Genomic DNA, 17,333 nt, shown 5'->3' on the forward strand with positions numbered 1-17,333 from the left:
AGCGGCCCAGCCCCCGACAGCCAATGCCAGACATCACCATCCTCTTCCCGTCGGTCCTGAACGGACTCACGACCGGCGCCGTGTACGCGCTGATCGCGGTGGGGCTCACGCTGATCTACGGCGTGCTGCACATCATCAACTTCGCCCACGGCGCGAGCCTGATGCTGGCGCTCTACGCGGTGTACTTCCTCAAGGAGCGCTGGGGCATCGATCCCTACCTGGCGCTGCCCATCGCCGTTGCTGGCATGTTCGCGCTCGGCTATGCGCTGCAGCGCGTGGTCATCAACCGTGCGGGCCATGGCAAGGACGAGAACATCCTGCTGGCCACGCTCGGCATCGCCATCGTGATGGAGAACCTGGCGCTGCTGTTCTTCAAGTCGGACACGCGCAGCATCGACACCGCCTACTCGCTGAGCACCGTGGCCATCGGGCCCGCGATGATCGCCGTGCCCAAGCTGGTCGCCTTCGCCGGTGCTCTGGCGGTGTCGGGCATCCTGTTCTGGATCATGGGCCGCACCGATCTGGGCCGCGCCATCCGCGCGGTGGCCAAGGAGGAGGAGGGCGCCAAGCTCATGGGGATCGACGTCGACCACGTCTACGCGATGAGCTTCGGCATCGGCCTCGCATGCCTGGGTGCCGCGGCCTGCTTCCTGCTGCCTGCGTACTACGTCAACCCGCAGGTGGGCAGCGGCTTCGTGCTCGTGGCCTTCACCATCGTGGTGCTGGGCGGCATGGGCAGCTTTGTGGGCGCGCTCGTCGGCGGCTTCCTGATCGGCGTGGTCGAGTCGCTCGGCGGGCTCTACCTGGGCGAATCGCTCGGGCAGATCGGGATCTTCGCGATCTTCATCGGCGTCGTGCTGTTCCGCCCGCAGGGCATGTTCGGAGCCAAGGCATGAGCGCGGGCGTGAAGCAACTTGCGGGCATCGTGCTCTTCGCGGCCGTCGTCGGCTGCGTGCCGTTCTTCACCCAGTCTGGCGTGATGCTCAACTTCGTGATGATGGCGCTGTACGCCACGCTGATCGCGCAGGCCTGGAACATTCTCGGCGGCTTCGGCGGGCAGTTCTCGTTCGGGCATGCGCTGTTCTTCGGTACGGGCGCGTACATCCAGGCCATCGCGCAGCTGCAGGGCGGCATCAACGCGTGGGTCGCGCTGCCGCTGGCCATCGCGGGCAGCGCGCTGGTGGGCCTGTTCGTCGGCGCGCTGACCTTCCGCTACGGCCTGAAGGGCTCGTACTTCGCGCTCGTCACGCTGGCCTTCGCGGAGGTGTTCCGCATCCTCGCGACCTCGGTCTCGTTCACCGGCGGCGGCGTGGGCCTGATGGTGCCGCTGCGCGAATCGGTGGCGAACATGCAGTTCGCCTCGCGTGCCGGCTACATGTGGGTGGTGCTGGCGATGGTGGTCGTGGCGCTGCTGGTGACCTGGTGGCTGCGCAACGGCCGCTTCGGCGCCTACCTGCAGGCCGTGCGCGACAACGAGGACGCCGCACGCGCCGTGGGCGTGAACCCGTTCCGCGTCAAGCTCGCGGCCATCGGCCTGTCGGCAGCCTTCATGGGCGCGGCCGGCGCCTTCTACGTGCAGGTGTTCCAGTACATCGACGCGGGCATCGCCTACGGCTCGGTCACCTCGGTGGAGGCGCTGGTCGCCGCCATCGTGGGCGGCATGGGCACGCTGTGGGGGCCGGTGCTGGGCGCGGTGGTGCTGCACCTGCTGTCGGACTTCACGCGCAACCTGTTCGGCGAGCTGCCGGGCATCAATATGGTCATCTACGGCACGGTGCTGGTGCTCATCGTGATCTTCCTGCCGCGCGGCGTGGCGGGCCTGGGGCTGTCGGTGCGGCAGCTGTGGAAGGCGAAGGGAGGCCGCGATGAATGAGCCCCTGTTGAAACTCGACAACATCTCGCGCTCCTTCGGCGGCCTGAAGGCCGTGCAGGGCGTGAGCCTGGCGGTGAAGGAAGGCAGCCTCACGGCGCTGATCGGCCCCAACGGCGCGGGCAAGACGACGCTGTTCGCGCTGATGTCGGGCTTCCTCAAGCCCGATACCGGCACCGTGCGCTTCGCGGGCCACGACATCACCGGCCGCGAGCCGCACCGCAACGCCGTGCTCGGCATGACGCGCACCTTCCAGATCGTGAAGCCCTTCGCCGCGCAGACCGTGCGCGAGAACATCGCCGTGGGCGCGCACCTGCACGAGCGCAGCCGCGCCCAGGCGCTGGCCAGCGCCGAGGCGGTGGCGCTGCGCGTGGGCCTGGCGCCGCAGCTCGACAAGCCGGCCTCCGACCTCACCGTGGCCGGCCGCAAGCGGCTCGAACTCGCCCGCGCGCTCGCCACGCGGCCCCGCCTGTTGCTGCTCGACGAAGTGCTCGCAGGCCTCAACCCCCAGGAGATCGCCGAGATGATGCCGGTGGTTCGCGGCATCGCCGACAGCGGCGTGACCGTGCTGATGATCGAACACGTCATGCAGGCCGTGATGAACCTGGCCGAGCACGTGTGGGTGCTGGCGCAGGGCCGGCTGATCGCCGAGGGCAACCCGGCGCAGGTGACCTCCGACGAGCGCGTGGTCGAGGCCTACCTGGGCCACGGCACGGCGGCGCGCCTGCGCAAGGCGGCCGCGGGAGCTGCCGCATGAACCCGCTGCTTGAAATCCGCGGATTGCGCGGCGGCTACGGCCGCGTCGAAGTGCTGCGCGGCGTCGACCTGCAGGTGAATGCCGGCGAGATGGTCGCGCTGCTCGGCAGCAACGGCGCGGGCAAGTCCACGCTCAACAAGATGGTCTGCGGCCTCGTGCCCACGTGGAGCGGCAGCGTGCGCTTCGACGGGCGCGACCTCACGGGCGCGCACTACCGCGAGGTGGTGAAGGCCGGCCTCATCCAGGTGCCCGAGGGACGCAAGGTGTTCCCCAACCTCAGCGTGCTCGAGAACCTCGAACTCGGCTCCTTCACCCGCGCCCGCGAGCGGCGTGCGGCCAACCTCGAGAAGATGTTCCACATCTTCCCGCGCCTGCGCGAGCGCATCGACCAGCACGCCGGCACCATGAGCGGCGGCGAGCAGCAGATGCTGGCCATCGCGCGCGGGCTCATGGCCGAGCCGGTGCTGCTGATCCTCGACGAGCCTTCGCTCGGCCTCTCGCCGCTGCTGGTGGAGGAGATGTTCACGCTGATCCGCGAGTTGCGCGACGGCGGCCTCGCAGTGCTGCTGGTCGAGCAGAACGTGGGCCAGTCGCTGGAGATCGCAGACCGCGCCTACGTGCTGGAGAACGGCAGCGTGCGCTTCTCGGGCAAGCCCGACGAGCTGCTGCAAAGCGACGAACTGCGGCGCGCCTACCTGGGCCTGTGATGCGCCGAAGAACAACGAGACAACAAGGAAACCCCATGATCCATCGCCGCGACATCCTCATCGCACCCGCCGCGCTGGCCTTCGCCGCCGCTGCCCGGGCGCAGCTCGGCAATGCGCCGGTGCGCATCCTCGTCGGCGCGCCGGCGGGCGGCTCGACCGATACGCTGGCCCGCTCGCTCGCCGTCAGCATGGGCCCCGCGCTGGGCCGCACCGTGATCGTCGAGAACAAGCCCGGCGCCGGCGGCAACATCGCCGCCGACGCCGTCGCCAAGGCCGCACCCGATGGCAACACGCTGCTGATGAGCTTCACCAGCCATGCCATCAACGCCACGCTGTATCCGTCGCTGCCCTTCGATCCGGTGAAGGACTTCACCGCGCTCACCTGCGTCGCGACCTCGCCGTCGATCCTGGTGGCCAACCCTTCGCTGCCGGCGAAGGACGTGAAGGAACTCGTCGCGCTCGCCAAGGCCAGGCCGGGCCAGCTCAACTTCGCGATCGGCGCGGTGGGCTCGTCGCTGCACATGGCGGGCGAGGCCTTCAAGATGCAGTCGGGCGTGGACATCGTGAACATCCCGTACAAGGGAACCGCGCCCGCGGTGCAGGACCTGCTGGCCGGCCAGGTGCAGCTGATGTTCGCGGCCGTGGGCAATGTCAAGGCGCACATCCAGGCCGGCAAGCTCAAGGCGCTGGGCGTCACCACGGCCAAACGACTGCCCGCGTTCCCCGACGTGCCGGCCATCGCCGAGGCCCTGCCGGGCTACGAATCGAGCGCATGGTTCGGCCTGTTCGGACCGGCGCGCCTGCCGGCGGACGTGGCGCGCAAGCTCAGCGATGCGGCTCGCCATGCGCTGCAGCAGCCCGACATGCTCAAGCGCCTGGACACCGAGGGCGCCATACCGGTCGGCAACTCGCCCGAGCAGTTCACGGCCTTCGTGCAGAGCGAGATCCCGCGCTGGGCCAAGGTGGTGAAGTTCTCCGGAGCCAAGCCCGAATGAGCACGCCCGCAGCAACCCGCGCACAGGTGGCCGCAACCCGGGCCGGGCAAGCCCGGCCGCAGACGCTCGCGCAGAAGCTCATCGCGCGCGCCAGCGGCCGCGAGCACGTGGCGGTGGGCGAGATCGTGACCTGCGGCGTCGACCTGGCCATGTTCCACGACTCCTCGGGTCCGCGCCGGCTCAAGCCCATGCTCGAGGAGCTGGGTGCGCAGATCTGGGACCCCTCGCGCATCGTGCTGGTGATGGACCACTACGTGCCCGAGCGCGACGACGACTCGCGCCGCATCGTGCGCATCGCACGCGAATGGGCGCGCGAGCAGGCGCTGCCGCACGTGTACGACAGCCAGGGCATCTGCCACGTGGTGGTGCCGCAGCACGGGCACATCCGCCCCGGCATGCTGTGCGTGGGTGGCGACTCGCACTCGCCCACGGGCGGTGCCTTCGGCGCCTACATGTTCGGCGTGGGCAGCACCGAGATGCTGGGCGTGGTGGTCACCGGCGAGATCTGGCTGCGCGTGCCCGAGACCCTCCAGATGTGGTGGGACGGCGCGCTGCCCGCAGGCGTCACCGCCAAGGACATGATGCTGCACATGATCGGCCGCTTCGGCATGAACGGCGGGCGCTACCAGGCGGTGGAGTTCGCCGGGCCCGCGGTGGCTGCGCTGTCGATGCAGGAGCGTATGACGCTGTCGAACATGAGCGCGGAGCTCGGCGCGCAGGCCGGCCTGATCGCGCCGGACGACACCACCGCCGCCTTCCTCGCCGAGGCCGGCGCGCCGCCGGCCCACATGTCGGCGTGGTTCACCGACGACGGCGCCGAACTCACGCGCTACCGCTTCGACGCGGCTGCGCTCGAACCGCACGTGGCCGCGCCGCACAGCCCAGCCAACTCGCGCGGGGTGAGCCACTACGCCGGCACGCCGGTCGACGTGGCCTACATCGGCGCATGCACCGGCGCCAAGCTCGACGACCTGCGGGCGGCGGCGCAGGTGCTGCGCGGGCACAAGGTGGCAGCGGGTGTGCGGCTGATCGTCGCGCCCGCGAGCATCCAGGACCAGGAGCGCGCGCGCGATGAAGGCGTGCTGCAGGTGCTGATGGAGGCGGGCGCGGAACTCTTTCCGACCGCGTGCGGAGCCTGCTCGGGCTACGGCGATCCGATGGGCGACGACATCACCGTCATCTCGACCACGGCGCGCAACTTCAAGGGCCGCATGGGCTCGCCCACCGCGCAGGTGTACCTGGGCTCGCCCTACACCGTGGCGGCCGCGGCGCTGCGCGGCCGCGTGACCGATCCGCGGGAGGTGCTGGCATGAACGCCGCGAACACCACGGACGCTACGCACGCCACCCACCGCGTCTGGCGCCTCGGTGCCGACATCGACACCGACCTGCTCGCGCCGGGCCATGCCATGAAGCACGGCATCGACATCATCGCCAGGCACTGCCTCGAAGCCGTGCGCCCCGATTTCGCCGCCGGCGTGCAGCGCGGCGACGTGATCGTGGCCGGCCCCAACTTCGGCATCGGCTCCTCGCGGGAGCAGGCCGCCGCGGTGCTCGTCCACCTGGGCGTGAGCGCGGTGATCGCGCCTTCGTACAGCGGCCTGTACTTCCGCAACGCCTTCAACGTGGGCTTGCTGCTGCTGACCTGCGCGCAGGCCGAGACCCTGGCCGAGGGCGACCGGATCGCGCTCGACGCCACGCTGCCCGGAGTCATCGGACCGGACGGCAGGCCGCTGGCCTGCGAACCGGTGCCCGGGTTCCTCATGGACATGGTCCGCGCCGGCGGACTGCTGAACCAGCTGCGCCAGCGTACTGGCCGCCCCGCCTCGAAGAAAGCCACCGATGCCTGAGACTTCCTCCACCACAACCATCGACCCCGTCACGCTCGCCGTGCTGCGCGGCCGCCTCGAACAGGTGGCCGACGAGATGGACGCCACGCTCTACCGCAGCGCGTTCAATCCCATCATTGCCGAGGCGCACGACGCCTGCCACGGCCTGTACGACGCCGCCACCGGCGACACGCTGGTGCAGGGCAAGTCGGGCCTGCCGGTCTTCGTGGGCGCCATGGCCTTCGCCGTGCGCGCCACGGTCAAGGCGGCCGAGCCGCGCGGCGGCATGAAGGACGGCGACATCTGGATCAGCAACGACGCCTACGACGGCGGCACGCACGCCAACGACTTCAAGCTGGTGAAGCCCTTCTTCCGCAACGGCAGGCTCTACTGCCACATGGCCTCCGCCGCGCACTGGCACGATGTGGGCGGCGCGGTGCCGGGCAACTACAACCCCGCGGCCACCGAGTGCTGGCAGGAGGCGGTGCAGATACCGCCGGTGCGCATCGTGCGCAACGGCGTGCTCGACGCCGACGTGCTGGCCATCCTGCAGGCCAACACGCGCCTGCCCGACAGCCTGTGGGGCGACCTGAACGGCCAGCTCGCGGCGCTGGGGCTGGGCGCGAAGCGCCTGGACGGCCTGCTCGACGAGTACGGCGACGAGCTGGTGCTCGACGCGCTGGGCGAGCTGCGCGGCCGCGCGCTGCGCCTGATGCGCTCGCACATCGCCTCGCTGCCCGACGGCCGCTACAGCGTCGAGGACGTGCTGGACAACGACGGCATCGTCAACGAGCCGCTGACCATCGCGCTCGACATGACGGTGGCTGGCGACCGGCTCACGCTGGACTTCTCCCGCACCTCGGCGCAGTGCGCGGGCCCGGTGAACATCTCGCGCGCCACCGCGGTGGCCGCGTGCTACGTGGCGCTCAAGCACCTGTTTCCCGACGTGCCGGCCAATGCCGGCGTGCTCGACGCGGTGGATTTCGTCATTCCCGCGCGGCTGGTGATCAGCGCCGAGCGCCCGCGCCCGGTGGGTGGCTACACCGAGACCATCCTGCGCATGATCGACGTGATCTTCAGCGCCGCCGCGCAGGCCGACCCCGCGCGCGCCGTGGCCCAGGCCTACGGCACCATCAACGCGCTGTCGATCGCGGGCCACCGCAGCGACAAGGGCCGCGAAGGCCAGCGCTGGGTGATGTTCAGCTTCTTCGGCGGCGGGCACGGCGGCCACTCCGACGGCGACGGCCTCGCGCACGGCAACGCGCCCATCTCGACCGCGACGATCCCGCCGCTGGAGATCCTCGAGGCCGCGTACCCGGTGCGCTTCACCGAATGGTCGCTTCGCCCCGACTCCGGCGGCGACGGCCGGCATCGCGGCGGACTGGGCGCCGTGTACGAGATCGAGTTGCTCGAGAAGGACGCCGAGGTGTTCGTCTTCGGCGAGCGCGGCACCTCGCCGCCCAAGGGCATCGCGGGCGGAGGGGCGGGCGCGCTCAACGTGTTCCGCTACGAGAACGCCGGCCAATGGCACACGCCCCCCATGGTGTCGAAGATGCGCGGCATCGCGCTGGCGCGCGGCGAGCGCGTGCGCCTCGAAACCCCCGGCGGCGGCGGCTGGGGCCCCGCGGCCGAGCGGACCCCTGCGCAGCGCGAGGCCGACGCGGCCATGGGCTATGTGAGCAGCGACAAGACGAAGAAAGCATCCGAATGACCTCTCCTGGCAATTCCCTCGTCGTCGGCGTCGACGTCGGCGGCACCTTCACTGACCTCTTCGTGCTGGACGAAGCCAACGGCAGCGCGCGCATCGTCAAGGTGCCTTCCACGCGCGGCGAGGAAGCGCGCGGCTTCATGAACGGCGTCGCGCGCGTGGCGGATTCGGCCGCCGCCATCGCCACCATCGTGCACGGCACCACGGTGGGAACCAACGCGCTGCTGGAGCGCAAGGTGGCGCGCACCGGCATCATCACCACGCGGGGCTTTCGCGACGTGCTCGAGATGCGCCGCCGCGACCGCCCGCAAACCTGGGGCCTGCGTGGAAGCTTCCTGCCCGTCGTGCCGCGCGACCTGCGCCGCGAGGTGGACGAGCGCACGCTGGCCGACGGCACGCTGCACACCCCGGTCGACCTGCAGCAGGTGCGCGCCGAGGCGCGCGCTCTGCTGGAAGCCGGCTGCGAGGCCGTGTGCGTGTTCTTCATCAACACCTACGCCAACGCCGAGAACGAGCGCCTCGCAGTGGCGGCCGTGCGCGAGCTGTGGCCCAACCCGCACGTCACCTCGGCCAGCGAGGTGCTGCCCGAGATCCGCGAGTTCGAGCGCTGCTCCACCGCCACGCTCAATGCCGCGCTGCAGCCGGTGGTGGGCAGCTACCTCGGCCGCCTCGAAGGCGACCTGCGCGCGCAGGGCTTCGGCGGCGAGTTGCTGGTGGTGCAGAGCAACGGCGGCGTGATGTCGCGCCAGACCGCGAGCGACCTGCCGGTGCGCACCGCGCTGTCGGGGCCGGCGGCCGGCGTCATCGCCTGCGCGGCCATCGCGCGCGCCGCCGGTTTCCCGAATGCGATCACCGGGGACATGGGGGGCACGTCCTTCGACGTGTCTCTGGTGGCCAACGGCGAGGCCGCGCTGGCCGCGCAGACCGCCATCGAGTTCGGCATGGTGATCCGCTCGCCGATGATCCAGATCGAGACCATCGGCGCCGGCGGCGGCTCCATCGCGTCGGTGGACGCGAGCGGCATGCTGCAGGTCGGCCCCGAGTCGGCGGGCAGCGTGCCGGGGCCCGCCTGCTACGGGCGCGGCAACACGCGGCCCACGGTGACCGATGCGAACGTGCTGCTCGGGCGCATCGCGGCGGACCGTCCGCTGGGCGGCGGCCTGCTGGCGGCGCTGGACGCGCAGAAGTCGCACCAGGCCATCGAGGAACACGTCGCGCGTCCGCTGGGGCTCGACGTGCATGCGGCCGCCGAAGCCATCCTCACCGTGGCCAATGCGCGCATGGCCGGCGCGATCCGCCTGGTGTCGATCGAGCGCGGGCACGATCCGCGCCGCTTCGCGTACATGCCCTTCGGCGGCGGCGGCGCCCTGCACGTGTGCGCGATGATGCGCGAGGTGGGCGTGGCCACCGGCATCGTGCCGCGCTACCCCGGCGTGACCTCGGCGCTGGGCTGCGTGATCGCCGACATGCGCCACGACGCGGTGCAGACCATCAACAAGGCGCTGGCCGATCTGGACGTGGCCGACCTTCGCCAGCGCATCGACGAACTGGCCGCCAGCTGCCAGCAGCGGCTCGATTCGTCGGGCGTGCGCTTCGACGAGGTGCGCGAGGTGGTCGCGCTCGACATGCTCTACGCCGGCCAGACGCACACGCTGCCGGTGGTGCTGCCCGATGCCGGCCAGGCGCCGCTCACGGCCGGGTCGATCCGCTCGGCGTTCGAGGCCGCCTACACCGCAGCCTTCGGCCGCGTGCTCGACGGCATCGCGATCCGCGTGATGAACCTGCGCTATGCGCGCATCGGCGTGCGCCCCAAGTTCGACCTGAAGGTGCTGGCGCCCGAAGGCGAGGGCAGCACCGCGCCGGTGGGCACGCAGCGCGTTTTCCACCAGGGGCAGTGGCACGACGCGCTGCGCTACGCGCGGCTCGAACTGCCGGTGGCCGCACGCATCGACGGGCCGGCCATCCTCGAGCAGGCCGACACCACCGTGTGGCTGGAGCCCGGCTTCCATGCCGAGGTCGATGCATACGGCAACCTGCTGGTGAGGCCGTCATGAGCGTCGGCGCGAAGATCCTTCCGGCGAAGACGGCGCTGGTCGTCATCGACCTGCAGAACGACTTCCTCGACCCCAAGGGTGCCTACGCGCGCGGCGGCGACGCCAACCCGCCCGCGCTGCTGCTGCCGGAACGCGTGGCCGGCGTCGCGCGCGCGCTGAAGGCGGGCGGCGGACTGGTCGTGGCGAGCCAGTTCACCCTGTGGCCCGACGCGAAGGGCGAGCCGATGATCTCGCCGCACCTGAAGGCGCTGCGTCCGTACCTGGCCAGGGGCGACTTCGCGCCCGGCAGCTGGGGCCAGGCCAACGTCGATGCACTGGCGGGCCTGGTCGACGTCACCGTCAGCAAGGTCGCCTACTCGGCCTTCTTCAACACGCAGCTCGACTGGGTGCTGCGCCGTGCGGGCATCGACACCGTGGCCGTATGCGGCATCGTCACCAACGGCGGCGTGGCCAGCACGGTGCGCGATGCGCACATGCGCGACTACCGCACCCTGGTGCTCGGCGACGGCTGCGCGGCCTTCGGCCAGGAGCGCCACGACACCTCGCTGGCCGACATGCGCAACGTGGCCGAAGTGACGGACTGCGCAGCTTTCATCGCGTCGCTGGCATGAGCGGTCCCGAAAGAAAGCTCCGGCGTGCCGCACAAGTGCAAGTAGATGTGCACGTGCCGGTGGCCATCGTCGGCGGCGGAGCCTGCGGGCTCACTGCAGCGCTGATGCTGGCCGACGCGGGCGTGGACTGCGTGGTGCTGGAGCGCGATGCGCTGCCGAGCGGATCGACCGCGCTCTCGTCGGGCTTCATTCCCGCACCTGGCACGCGCACGCAGCGCGAGCACGGAGTGGCCGGCGACAGCGCCGGGCGCTTCGCGGCCGACATCCAGGCCAAGGCGCACGGCCGCGCTGCGCCTGCGCTGGTCGAGGCGTATGCCGGCGCCATCGGCCCCGCGCTCGATGCGCTTCAGGCGCGCCACGGCCTCGAGTGGATGCTGCTCGACGGCTTTCTCTATCCCGGGCACAGCGTGCACCGCATGCATTCGCTGCCGCAGAAGACCGGCGCCGCGCTCATGGCGGCGCTGCTGGCGGCAGTGGAGGCGGCGGGCATCCCCGTGCTGACGCAGGCCGTGGTCGACACGCTGGTGCTCGACGATCAAGACCGCGTGATCGGCATCGACTACCTGCGCCCCGACGGCCGGCGCGAGACGCTGGGCTGCGACGCGCTGCTGCTGGCATGCAACGGCTTCGGCGGCAACCCGCAGATGGTTCGCACGCTGCTGCCCGAGATGGGCGGGGCCGCCTTCGGCGGGCACGTGGGCAACGACGGCAGCGCGATCCTCTGGGGAACTGCGCTGGGCGCACGGCTGCGCGACCTGGGCGGCTACCAGGGCCACGGCTCGTGGGTCACGCCGCAGGGTGCGCTGATGTCTTGGGCCGTGATGATGGAAGGCGGCGTGCAGCTCAACTGCGAAGGCCGCCGCTTCCACGACGAGACCCAGGGCTACTCCGAGGCCGTGGTGCACGTGCTCGCGCAGTCGGGCGGCATCGCCTGGAACGTGTTCGACACGCCGCTGCTCGCGCTGGCGCGCGGCTTCCCCGATTTCTGCGAGGCCGAGGCCGCCGGCGCGCTGCGCCGCTGCGACTCGGTGGCCGCGCTGGCCGAATGCATCGGCTGCGAGGCCCCTGTGCTGCAGGCCACTCTTGACGCGTTGCGCGACGCAGCCGCGCCCGATGGCCGCGTGTTCGCGCGCGGGCTCGAAGCGCCGTACTTCGCCGTCAAGGTGACCGGCGCGCTCTTCCACACCCAGGGCGGCCTCGACACCGCGCCCGACATGCGCGTGCTGCGCCAGGACGGCACGCCGCTGCCCAACCTGCTGGCCGCAGGTGGTGCGGCCGGCGGCGTGTCGGGGGACGCGGTGTGGGGCTATCTCTCCGGCAACGGCCTGCTGAGCGCCGTCGCCGGCGGCTACATCGCGGCGCGCACCGCCGCCGCACTCGTTGGACACAAGGAGGCGTCCGCATGACGACCCATGACTTCAAGACCCGGCTCGCGCGCAACGACATCGTGCTGGCGCCCGGCGTGTACGACGCGCTGAGCGCGCTGGTGGCCGAGCAGGCCGGCTTCGAGGCGCTCTACCTGTCGGGCGCCTCCATCGCCTACACCCGGCTGGGCCGCTCCGACATCGGCCTGACCACCTTCACCGAAGTGGCCGACACGCTGGCACACATCACCGAGCGGGTGGACCTGCCGGTGATCGTCGATGCCGACACCGGCTTCGGCAACGCGCTGAACACGCAGCGCACCGTGCGCGGCTTCGAGCGCGCAGGCGCGGCGATGGTGCAGATCGAGGACCAGACCTTTCCCAAGCGCTGCGGGCATCTCGACGGCAAGGCCGTGGTGCCCGAGCGCGAGATGGTCGGCAAGCTCAAGGCCGCGCTGGACGCGCGCGCTTCCAGCGACACGCTGATCCTCGCGCGCACCGACGCGGTGGCAGTCGAGGGGCTGGAGGCTGCGCTCGACCGCGCCGAGGCGTACCTCGAATGCGGCGTGGACGCCCTGTTCATCGAGGCGCTGCGCTCGCCCGAGCAGATGGATGCCGCCTGCGGCCGCTTCGCGCATCGCGTGCCGCTCCTGGCCAACATGGTCGAAGGCGGCAAGACGCCCATCCAGGACGCCGATGCGCTGCAGCGCCACGGCTTTCGCATCGCCATCTTCCCCGGCGGCACGGCGCGCGCGGTGGTGCACACGCTGCAGGGCTACTACGCGAGCCTGCACCGGCACCGCACCACGCAGCCCTGGCGGGCGCAGATGCTGGACTTCGACGCGCTCAACGAAGTGATCGGCACGCCCGAGCTGATGCGCGAAGGCCGCAAGTACGAGTAGCCGGTAGCCGCCTCAGCGCAGCACGCGGATCAGCTCGTCGTACACCAGCCGCACGCGCGCCGGCACCGGTGCGCGCTGCGAGCGGTAGACGTGGATCGGCCAGGGCTCGGGTGCCTCGGCCTCCAGCACCTCCACGAGTTCGCCCGATTGCAGCAGGGGCTCGGCCAGCGGGGCCACGAGCTGGCCGAAGCCCAGGCCCGCGCGCACTGCCGCGCATTCGGCATCGACGTCGTCGGTGACGAACGCGGGCGCGGCGATCGGCACCTGCCGCCCCTTGCTGAAGAACCACGACCATGGGCGGCCCGAGCTGCGGTCCATCAGCGCAGTGAGTGGAAAGCCCGGCAGCGCATCGAGGCTCTGCGGAATGCCGGTGCGCTCGATGAGCGCGGGCGCCGCCACCACGTAGAGACGCATCCTGCCGACCGTGCGGGCGACGAAGCGCGCATCGCGGATGGGGCCCGCGCGCACGCCGACGTCGATCTGCTCGTCGACCACGTCGGCATGGCTCTCCGACAGCCGCAGATCGAGCACCAGGCCGGGATGCGCGGCCAGCATCGGCGCGAGCGCTTGCGGGATCAGCCGGCGGCCGAAAACGTTCGGCGCCGTCACGCGCACCGTGCCCGCGTGCTGCGAGAGCGCGCGCCGGTCGGTGCGGTGGAACAGCGCATCGACGCCGCCCACCGCGGCACGCGCACGCTGCGCGAGCTGCCGGCCGAAATCGGTGAGCTGCACGCCGCGCGTGCTGCGGTGGAAGAGCGGCTCGCCCAGTTCCTCCTCGAGCTCGCGCACCGCGCGCGTCACCACCTGCGGCGACACCGAAAGGCGCACGGCCGCCTCGCGGAAGTTGGAGGCGTCGGCAGCGGTGAAGAAGACGCGCAGCGCCTCGAGGCGATTGGACATGGAGTGTTCCTCGAATGGGAATTCTGAAGTCGCCAGAGTTTCATTTACTGGAATGCGTGGATTTTCCACACTGCATGCACTTCTTCAACGCTTCTTCAACACCTCCCGAAAGGAACTTCTCCATGACATCCGTTCAAGACAACATCAAGGGCAAGGTCGCCATCGTCACCGGCGCGAGCAGCGGGCTCGGCGAGTCGACCGCGCGCCACCTGGCCGCGCGCGGCGCCAAGGTGGTGCTGGCGGCGCGCCGCACCGACCGGCTCGAAAAGCTCGTCGCCGAGATTCGCGAAGCCGGCGGCGAAGCCATCGCCGTGGCCACCGACGTGGCGAAGCGCGCCGACCTCGAGAAGCTCGCCCAGGCCACCGTCGACGCCTTTGGCCGCATCGACGTGCTGGTCAACAACGCGGGCGTGATGCCGCTGTCGCCCATCCACAAGCTCAAGGTCGACGAGTGGGACCGCACCATCGACGTCAACATCAAGGGCGTGCTCTACGGCATCGCCGCTGTGCTGCCGCGCATGCAGGCGCAGGGCAGCGGGCACATCGTCAACGTGGCGTCCATTGCCGGGCTGAAGGTGTTCACGCCCATCGGCACCGTCTACAGCGCCACCAAGCACGCGGTGCGCGCCATTTCCGAGGGCCTGCGCGTCGAAGTGGGCAACAGCGGCGTGCGCGTGACCATCGTGTCGCCCGGCGCGGTGGAGTCGGAGCTCAAGCACGGCAGCACCGACGCCGAGAGCGCCGCCGGCGTGAAGGCCTTTTACGAGGCCAACCAGATCCCGGCCGATTCGGTGGCGCGTGCCGTGGTCTACGCGGTGGAGCAGCCGGCCGACGTGGACATCAACGAGGTCGTGCTGCGGCCGGTGTCGCAGGAGTTCTGAGCCGGCCTGAAAGCATGAGAGAGATGCGGGACGGACCCGATGGCGGTCCGATCCGCCTCGATTAACCTTCAACAACTGAAGGTCAATTCGCGGCCTCGGATGGAAAGGCCTGCAAAATAGAACGACCGTTCGTTTTTGCATGGAAATTCCACGATGACCGCAACCGCCGTTCCCGCCAAGCCCGCGCGCGCCGCCCAGAAAGGGCAGCAGACCAAGGCCGTCATCGTCGACGCGGCGCTGGCGCTGGCCGCGCAGATCGGCCTCGAAGGGCTGTCGATCGGCGCCGTGGCCGAAATCACCAAGATGAGCAAGTCGGGCGTCTTCGCCCACTTCGGCTCGCGCGAGGAGCTCCAGATCTCGGTGGTGCGCGAATACCACGCGCGCTTCGAGCAGGAAGTGTTCTTCCCCGCGCTGAAGGCGCCGCGCGGCCTGCCGCGCCTGCGCGCCATGTTCGCCAACTGGATGAAGCGCACCTCGACCGAGATCGACTCGGGCTGCATCTATATCAGCGGCGCCTCCGAATTCGACGACCGCCCGGGCCCGGTGCGCGATGCGCTGGTCGAGTCGGTCAGCATCTGGCAGGCGGCCGTGCTGCGCGCCATCGTGCAGTCGCAGAGCGAAGGCCACCTGCGCGCCGACGCCGACGAGCGCCAGCTGGCGTTCGAGATCCACGGCCTGATCCTCGCGCTGCACTACGAAGCCCGCTTCCTGCAGGTGCCCGGCTCCATCGGCCGCGCCAACGTCGGCTTCGACAACATCCTCGCGCGCGCCGCCACGCCCGACGCGCCCAAGCCCGAAGCGGCCGCCGCACCCGCAGCCGCATCGCGCCGCCTCAAGACCGTGCGCTGACCCGCGCGCGGCCCGTTCCGTTTTCCCTTTTCTTTTTTCTATCTAGCTTCGACCAGGAGAGTTCCGGATGCCTACCTACAACCCCCCCGTACGCGACATGCAGTTCGTGCTGCACGAAGTGCTCAACGTCGCCGAGGAGCTCAAGGCGCTTCCGGCCCACGCCGAGACCGACGCCGACACCATCAACGCGGTGATCGAGGAGGCCGGCAAGTTCGCCGCCGAAGTGACCTTCCCGCTCAACATCAGCGGCGACGAGGAAGGCTGCACGCTCGACAAGACCACGCATGAAGTGAAGACCCCCAAGGGCTTCAAGGACGCCTACGCCAAGTACGTCGAAGGCGGCTGGCCCGCGCTGTCGTGCGACCCGGCCTTCGGCGGCCAGGGCCTGCCCTTCGTGGTGAACCAGTGCCTGTTCGAGATGCTCAACAGCGCCAACCAGGCCTGGACCATGTACCCCGGCCTCTCGCACGGCGCCTACGAGGCGCTCGCCGCCCACGGCACCGACGAGCAGAAGAAGACCTACCTGCCCAAGCTCACCAGCGGCGAATGGACCGGCACCATGTGCCTGACCGAGCCGCACTGCGGCACCGACCTGGGCCTGCTGCGCACCAAGGCCGAGCCGCAGCCCGACGGCACCTACCGCATCACCGGCAACAAGATCTTCATCTCGGCCGGCGAGCACGACATGACCAGCAACATCATCCACCTGGTGCTGGCACGCCTTCCCGACGCGCCCAAGGGCAGCAAGGGCATCAGCCTGTTCGTGGTGCCGAAGTTCAAGGTCAAGGCCGACGGCTCGCTGGGCGAGCGCAACCCGATCTTCTGCGCCGGCCTGGAGCACAAGATGGGCATCCACGGCAACGCCACCGCGCAGATCGTGATCGAGGGCGCCACCGGCACCCTGGTTGGCGAGCCCAACAAGGGCCTGGCCGCGATGTTCGTGATGATGAACGCCGCCCGCCTGGGCGTGGGCAACCAGTCGCTGGGCCTGACGGAAGTGGCCTACCAGAACGCGCTGGCCTACGCCAAGGACCGCATCCAGATGCGTTCGCTCTCGGGCGTGAAGGCCAAGGACAAGGAAGCCGACCCCATCATCGTGCACCCCGACGTGCGCAAGATGCTGCTCACGGCCAAGGCCTATGCCGAAGGCGGCCGCGCGCTGCAGATCTTCTGCACGCTGCTGCTCGACAAGGAACACAACCACCCCGACGAGAAGGTGCGCAAGGACTCCGGCGAACTGGTCGCGCTGCTGACCCCCATCGTCAAGGCCTTCATCACCGACAACGGCCACATCTCCACCAACGCCTGCATGCAGGTGTTCGGCGGCCACGGCTTCATCAAGGAATGGGGCATGGAGCAGTTCGTGCGCGACAACCGCATCAACATGATCTATGAAGGCACCAACACCATCCAGTCGCTGGACCTGCTGGGCCGCAAGGTGCTGGGCAACAACGGCGCGTCGCTCAAGAAGTTCGGCAAGCTCGTCGCGAAGCTGGTGGAGGAAGAGGGCGTGAACGAGAAGATGGCCGAGTTCATCAACCCGATCGCCGGCCTGGGCGACCAGCTCACCAAGTTCACGACCGAGATCGGCTTCAAGGGTTTCCAGAACCCCGACGAAGTGGGCGCCGCCGCCGTCGACTACCTGCGCGTGGCCGGCCACTTCGTGTTCGGCTACCTGTTCGCCCGCATGGCGCAGGTCGCGCTGCGCGAGATCGCCGCCGGCAACACCGACCCCTTCTACGTCGGCAAGCTGCAGACCGCGCGTTTCTACTTCGCCAAGCTGTTCCCCGAGACCGCGACGCTGATGCGCACCGCGCGCGCCGGCAGCAAGGTGCTGATGGACACCGAAGCCGCACTGGCCTGAAGCCGAGAGTCCTTCCTCAACCGACACCCAACCTGGAGCCGCT

Annotated in this window: 16 protein-coding genes; 15 read left to right on the forward strand and 1 reads right to left on the reverse strand. The window is 70.1% G+C overall.

Going from position 1 to position 17,333, the window contains the following annotated elements; all coding sequences use genetic code 11:
- Nucleotides 1–23: 23 nt before the first annotated feature.
- From ABL844_RS04235 to ABL844_RS04290, 12 genes are read left to right on the forward strand one after another with little or no spacing between them, the layout of a single operon-like run.
- On the forward strand, nt 24–896 hold the full coding sequence (locus ABL844_RS04235) for a branched-chain amino acid ABC transporter permease (protein WP_369659702.1): 873 nt from the start codon (nt 24–26) through the stop codon (nt 894–896).
- Complete coding sequence (locus ABL844_RS04240; RefSeq protein WP_418124312.1) at nt 893–1,873, forward strand: branched-chain amino acid ABC transporter permease; 981 nt, start codon at nt 893–895, stop codon at nt 1,871–1,873. The genes ABL844_RS04235 and ABL844_RS04240 overlap by 4 nt, the downstream gene beginning before the upstream one ends.
- Entirely contained in the window at nt 1,866–2,627 is a 762-nt protein-coding gene (locus ABL844_RS04245) for an ABC transporter ATP-binding protein (RefSeq protein ID WP_369659700.1), read from the forward strand. The genes ABL844_RS04240 and ABL844_RS04245 overlap by 8 nt, the downstream gene beginning before the upstream one ends.
- On the forward strand, nt 2,624–3,334 hold the full coding sequence (locus ABL844_RS04250; RefSeq protein WP_418130565.1) for an ABC transporter ATP-binding protein: 711 nt from the start codon (nt 2,624–2,626) through the stop codon (nt 3,332–3,334). Before ABL844_RS04245 ends, ABL844_RS04250 begins: the two co-directional genes overlap by 4 nt.
- 38 nt (nt 3,335–3,372) lie before the next feature.
- Nucleotides 3,373–4,329 (forward strand): tripartite tricarboxylate transporter substrate binding protein, encoded by a 957-nt coding sequence (locus tag ABL844_RS04255; protein WP_369662486.1) that lies wholly within the window; start codon nt 3,373–3,375, stop codon nt 4,327–4,329.
- Complete coding sequence (locus ABL844_RS04260) at nt 4,326–5,642, forward strand: 3-isopropylmalate dehydratase large subunit (RefSeq protein ID WP_418130566.1); 1,317 nt, start codon at nt 4,326–4,328, stop codon at nt 5,640–5,642. Before ABL844_RS04255 ends, ABL844_RS04260 begins: the two co-directional genes overlap by 4 nt.
- Nucleotides 5,639–6,178, forward strand: coding sequence for a 3-isopropylmalate dehydratase (locus ABL844_RS04265; RefSeq protein ID WP_418130567.1), 540 nt, complete (start codon nt 5,639–5,641; stop codon nt 6,176–6,178). Before ABL844_RS04260 ends, ABL844_RS04265 begins: the two co-directional genes overlap by 4 nt.
- On the forward strand, nt 6,171–7,868 hold the full coding sequence (locus ABL844_RS04270) for a hydantoinase B/oxoprolinase family protein (protein ID WP_418130568.1): 1,698 nt from the start codon (nt 6,171–6,173) through the stop codon (nt 7,866–7,868). Before ABL844_RS04265 ends, ABL844_RS04270 begins: the two co-directional genes overlap by 8 nt.
- A complete protein-coding gene (locus ABL844_RS04275; RefSeq protein ID WP_418130569.1) occupies nt 7,865–9,919 on the forward strand; it encodes a hydantoinase/oxoprolinase family protein in 2,055 nt (684 codons plus the stop codon). Before ABL844_RS04270 ends, ABL844_RS04275 begins: the two co-directional genes overlap by 4 nt.
- Nucleotides 9,916–10,530, forward strand: a complete 615-nt coding sequence (locus ABL844_RS04280) for a cysteine hydrolase family protein (RefSeq protein ID WP_418130570.1) — start codon at nt 9,916–9,918, stop codon at nt 10,528–10,530. Before ABL844_RS04275 ends, ABL844_RS04280 begins: the two co-directional genes overlap by 4 nt.
- The gene (locus ABL844_RS04285; RefSeq protein ID WP_418130571.1) at nt 10,527–11,936 is read left to right on the forward strand and encodes an FAD-dependent oxidoreductase; all 1,410 of its coding nucleotides are present in this window, start codon (nt 10,527–10,529) and stop codon (nt 11,934–11,936) included. Before ABL844_RS04280 ends, ABL844_RS04285 begins: the two co-directional genes overlap by 4 nt.
- Nucleotides 11,933–12,796 (forward strand): isocitrate lyase/PEP mutase family protein, encoded by an 864-nt coding sequence (locus ABL844_RS04290; protein ID WP_418130572.1) that lies wholly within the window; start codon nt 11,933–11,935, stop codon nt 12,794–12,796. The genes ABL844_RS04285 and ABL844_RS04290 overlap by 4 nt, the downstream gene beginning before the upstream one ends.
- Nucleotides 12,797–12,808: 12 nt before the next feature.
- Here the strand turns inward: ABL844_RS04290 and ABL844_RS04295 are convergent, their stop codons facing one another.
- Complete coding sequence (locus ABL844_RS04295; RefSeq protein ID WP_418130573.1) at nt 12,809–13,696, reverse strand: LysR family transcriptional regulator; 888 nt, start codon at nt 13,694–13,696, stop codon at nt 12,809–12,811.
- A gap of 122 nt (nt 13,697–13,818) precedes the next feature.
- Between ABL844_RS04295 and ABL844_RS04300 the strand changes: the two genes are divergently transcribed.
- The 3 genes from ABL844_RS04300 (at nt 13,819) to ABL844_RS04310 (ending at nt 17,290) form a co-directional block, all read left to right on the forward strand.
- On the forward strand, nt 13,819–14,577 hold the full coding sequence (locus tag ABL844_RS04300; RefSeq protein WP_418119089.1) for an SDR family oxidoreductase: 759 nt from the start codon (nt 13,819–13,821) through the stop codon (nt 14,575–14,577).
- Nucleotides 14,578–14,730: 153 nt separating this feature from the next.
- Nucleotides 14,731–15,426 carry a TetR/AcrR family transcriptional regulator gene (locus tag ABL844_RS04305; RefSeq protein ID WP_184634516.1) on the forward strand — a complete coding sequence of 232 codons (696 nt, stop codon included), beginning with the start codon at nt 14,731–14,733 and terminating at the stop codon, nt 15,424–15,426.
- Nucleotides 15,427–15,493: 67 nt separating this feature from the next.
- On the forward strand, nt 15,494–17,290 hold the full coding sequence (locus ABL844_RS04310) for an acyl-CoA dehydrogenase C-terminal domain-containing protein (RefSeq protein ID WP_184634518.1): 1,797 nt from the start codon (nt 15,494–15,496) through the stop codon (nt 17,288–17,290).
- Nucleotides 17,291–17,333: the final 43 nt, after the last annotated feature.

The organism is Variovorax sp. 278MFTsu5.1 (assembly GCF_048305045.1).
Lineage (GTDB): Bacteria > Pseudomonadota > Gammaproteobacteria > Burkholderiales > Burkholderiaceae_C > Variovorax > Variovorax guangxiensis.

Excerpts from the sequence above, each read along its gene's own strand:
- ABL844_RS04310 (WP_184634518.1), top strand. The coding sequence starts at position 15,494 with ATGCCTACCTACAACCCCCCCGTACGCGACATGCAGTTCGTGCTGCAC.
- ABL844_RS04240 (WP_418124312.1), top strand. The coding sequence starts at position 893 with ATGAGCGCGGGCGTGAAGCAACTTGCGGGCATCGTGCTCTTCGCGGCC.
- ABL844_RS04280 (WP_418130570.1), top strand. The coding sequence starts at position 9,916 with ATGAGCGTCGGCGCGAAGATCCTTCCGGCGAAGACGGCGCTGGTCGTC.
- ABL844_RS04290 (WP_418130572.1), top strand. The coding sequence starts at position 11,933 with ATGACGACCCATGACTTCAAGACCCGGCTCGCGCGCAACGACATCGTG.
- ABL844_RS04300 (WP_418119089.1), top strand. The coding sequence starts at position 13,819 with ATGACATCCGTTCAAGACAACATCAAGGGCAAGGTCGCCATCGTCACC.
- ABL844_RS04275 (WP_418130569.1), top strand. The coding sequence starts at position 7,865 with ATGACCTCTCCTGGCAATTCCCTCGTCGTCGGCGTCGACGTCGGCGGC.
- ABL844_RS04250 (WP_418130565.1), top strand. The coding sequence starts at position 2,624 with ATGAACCCGCTGCTTGAAATCCGCGGATTGCGCGGCGGCTACGGCCGC.
- ABL844_RS04245 (WP_369659700.1), top strand. The coding sequence starts at position 1,866 with ATGAATGAGCCCCTGTTGAAACTCGACAACATCTCGCGCTCCTTCGGC.
- ABL844_RS04265 (WP_418130567.1), top strand. The coding sequence starts at position 5,639 with ATGAACGCCGCGAACACCACGGACGCTACGCACGCCACCCACCGCGTC.
- ABL844_RS04305 (WP_184634516.1), top strand. The coding sequence starts at position 14,731 with ATGACCGCAACCGCCGTTCCCGCCAAGCCCGCGCGCGCCGCCCAGAAA.
- ABL844_RS04235 (WP_369659702.1), top strand. The coding sequence starts at position 24 with ATGCCAGACATCACCATCCTCTTCCCGTCGGTCCTGAACGGACTCACG.
- ABL844_RS04270 (WP_418130568.1), top strand. The coding sequence starts at position 6,171 with ATGCCTGAGACTTCCTCCACCACAACCATCGACCCCGTCACGCTCGCC.
- ABL844_RS04285 (WP_418130571.1), top strand. The coding sequence starts at position 10,527 with ATGAGCGGTCCCGAAAGAAAGCTCCGGCGTGCCGCACAAGTGCAAGTA.
- ABL844_RS04260 (WP_418130566.1), top strand. The coding sequence starts at position 4,326 with ATGAGCACGCCCGCAGCAACCCGCGCACAGGTGGCCGCAACCCGGGCC.
- ABL844_RS04295 (WP_418130573.1), bottom strand. The coding sequence starts at position 13,696 with ATGTCCAATCGCCTCGAGGCGCTGCGCGTCTTCTTCACCGCTGCCGAC.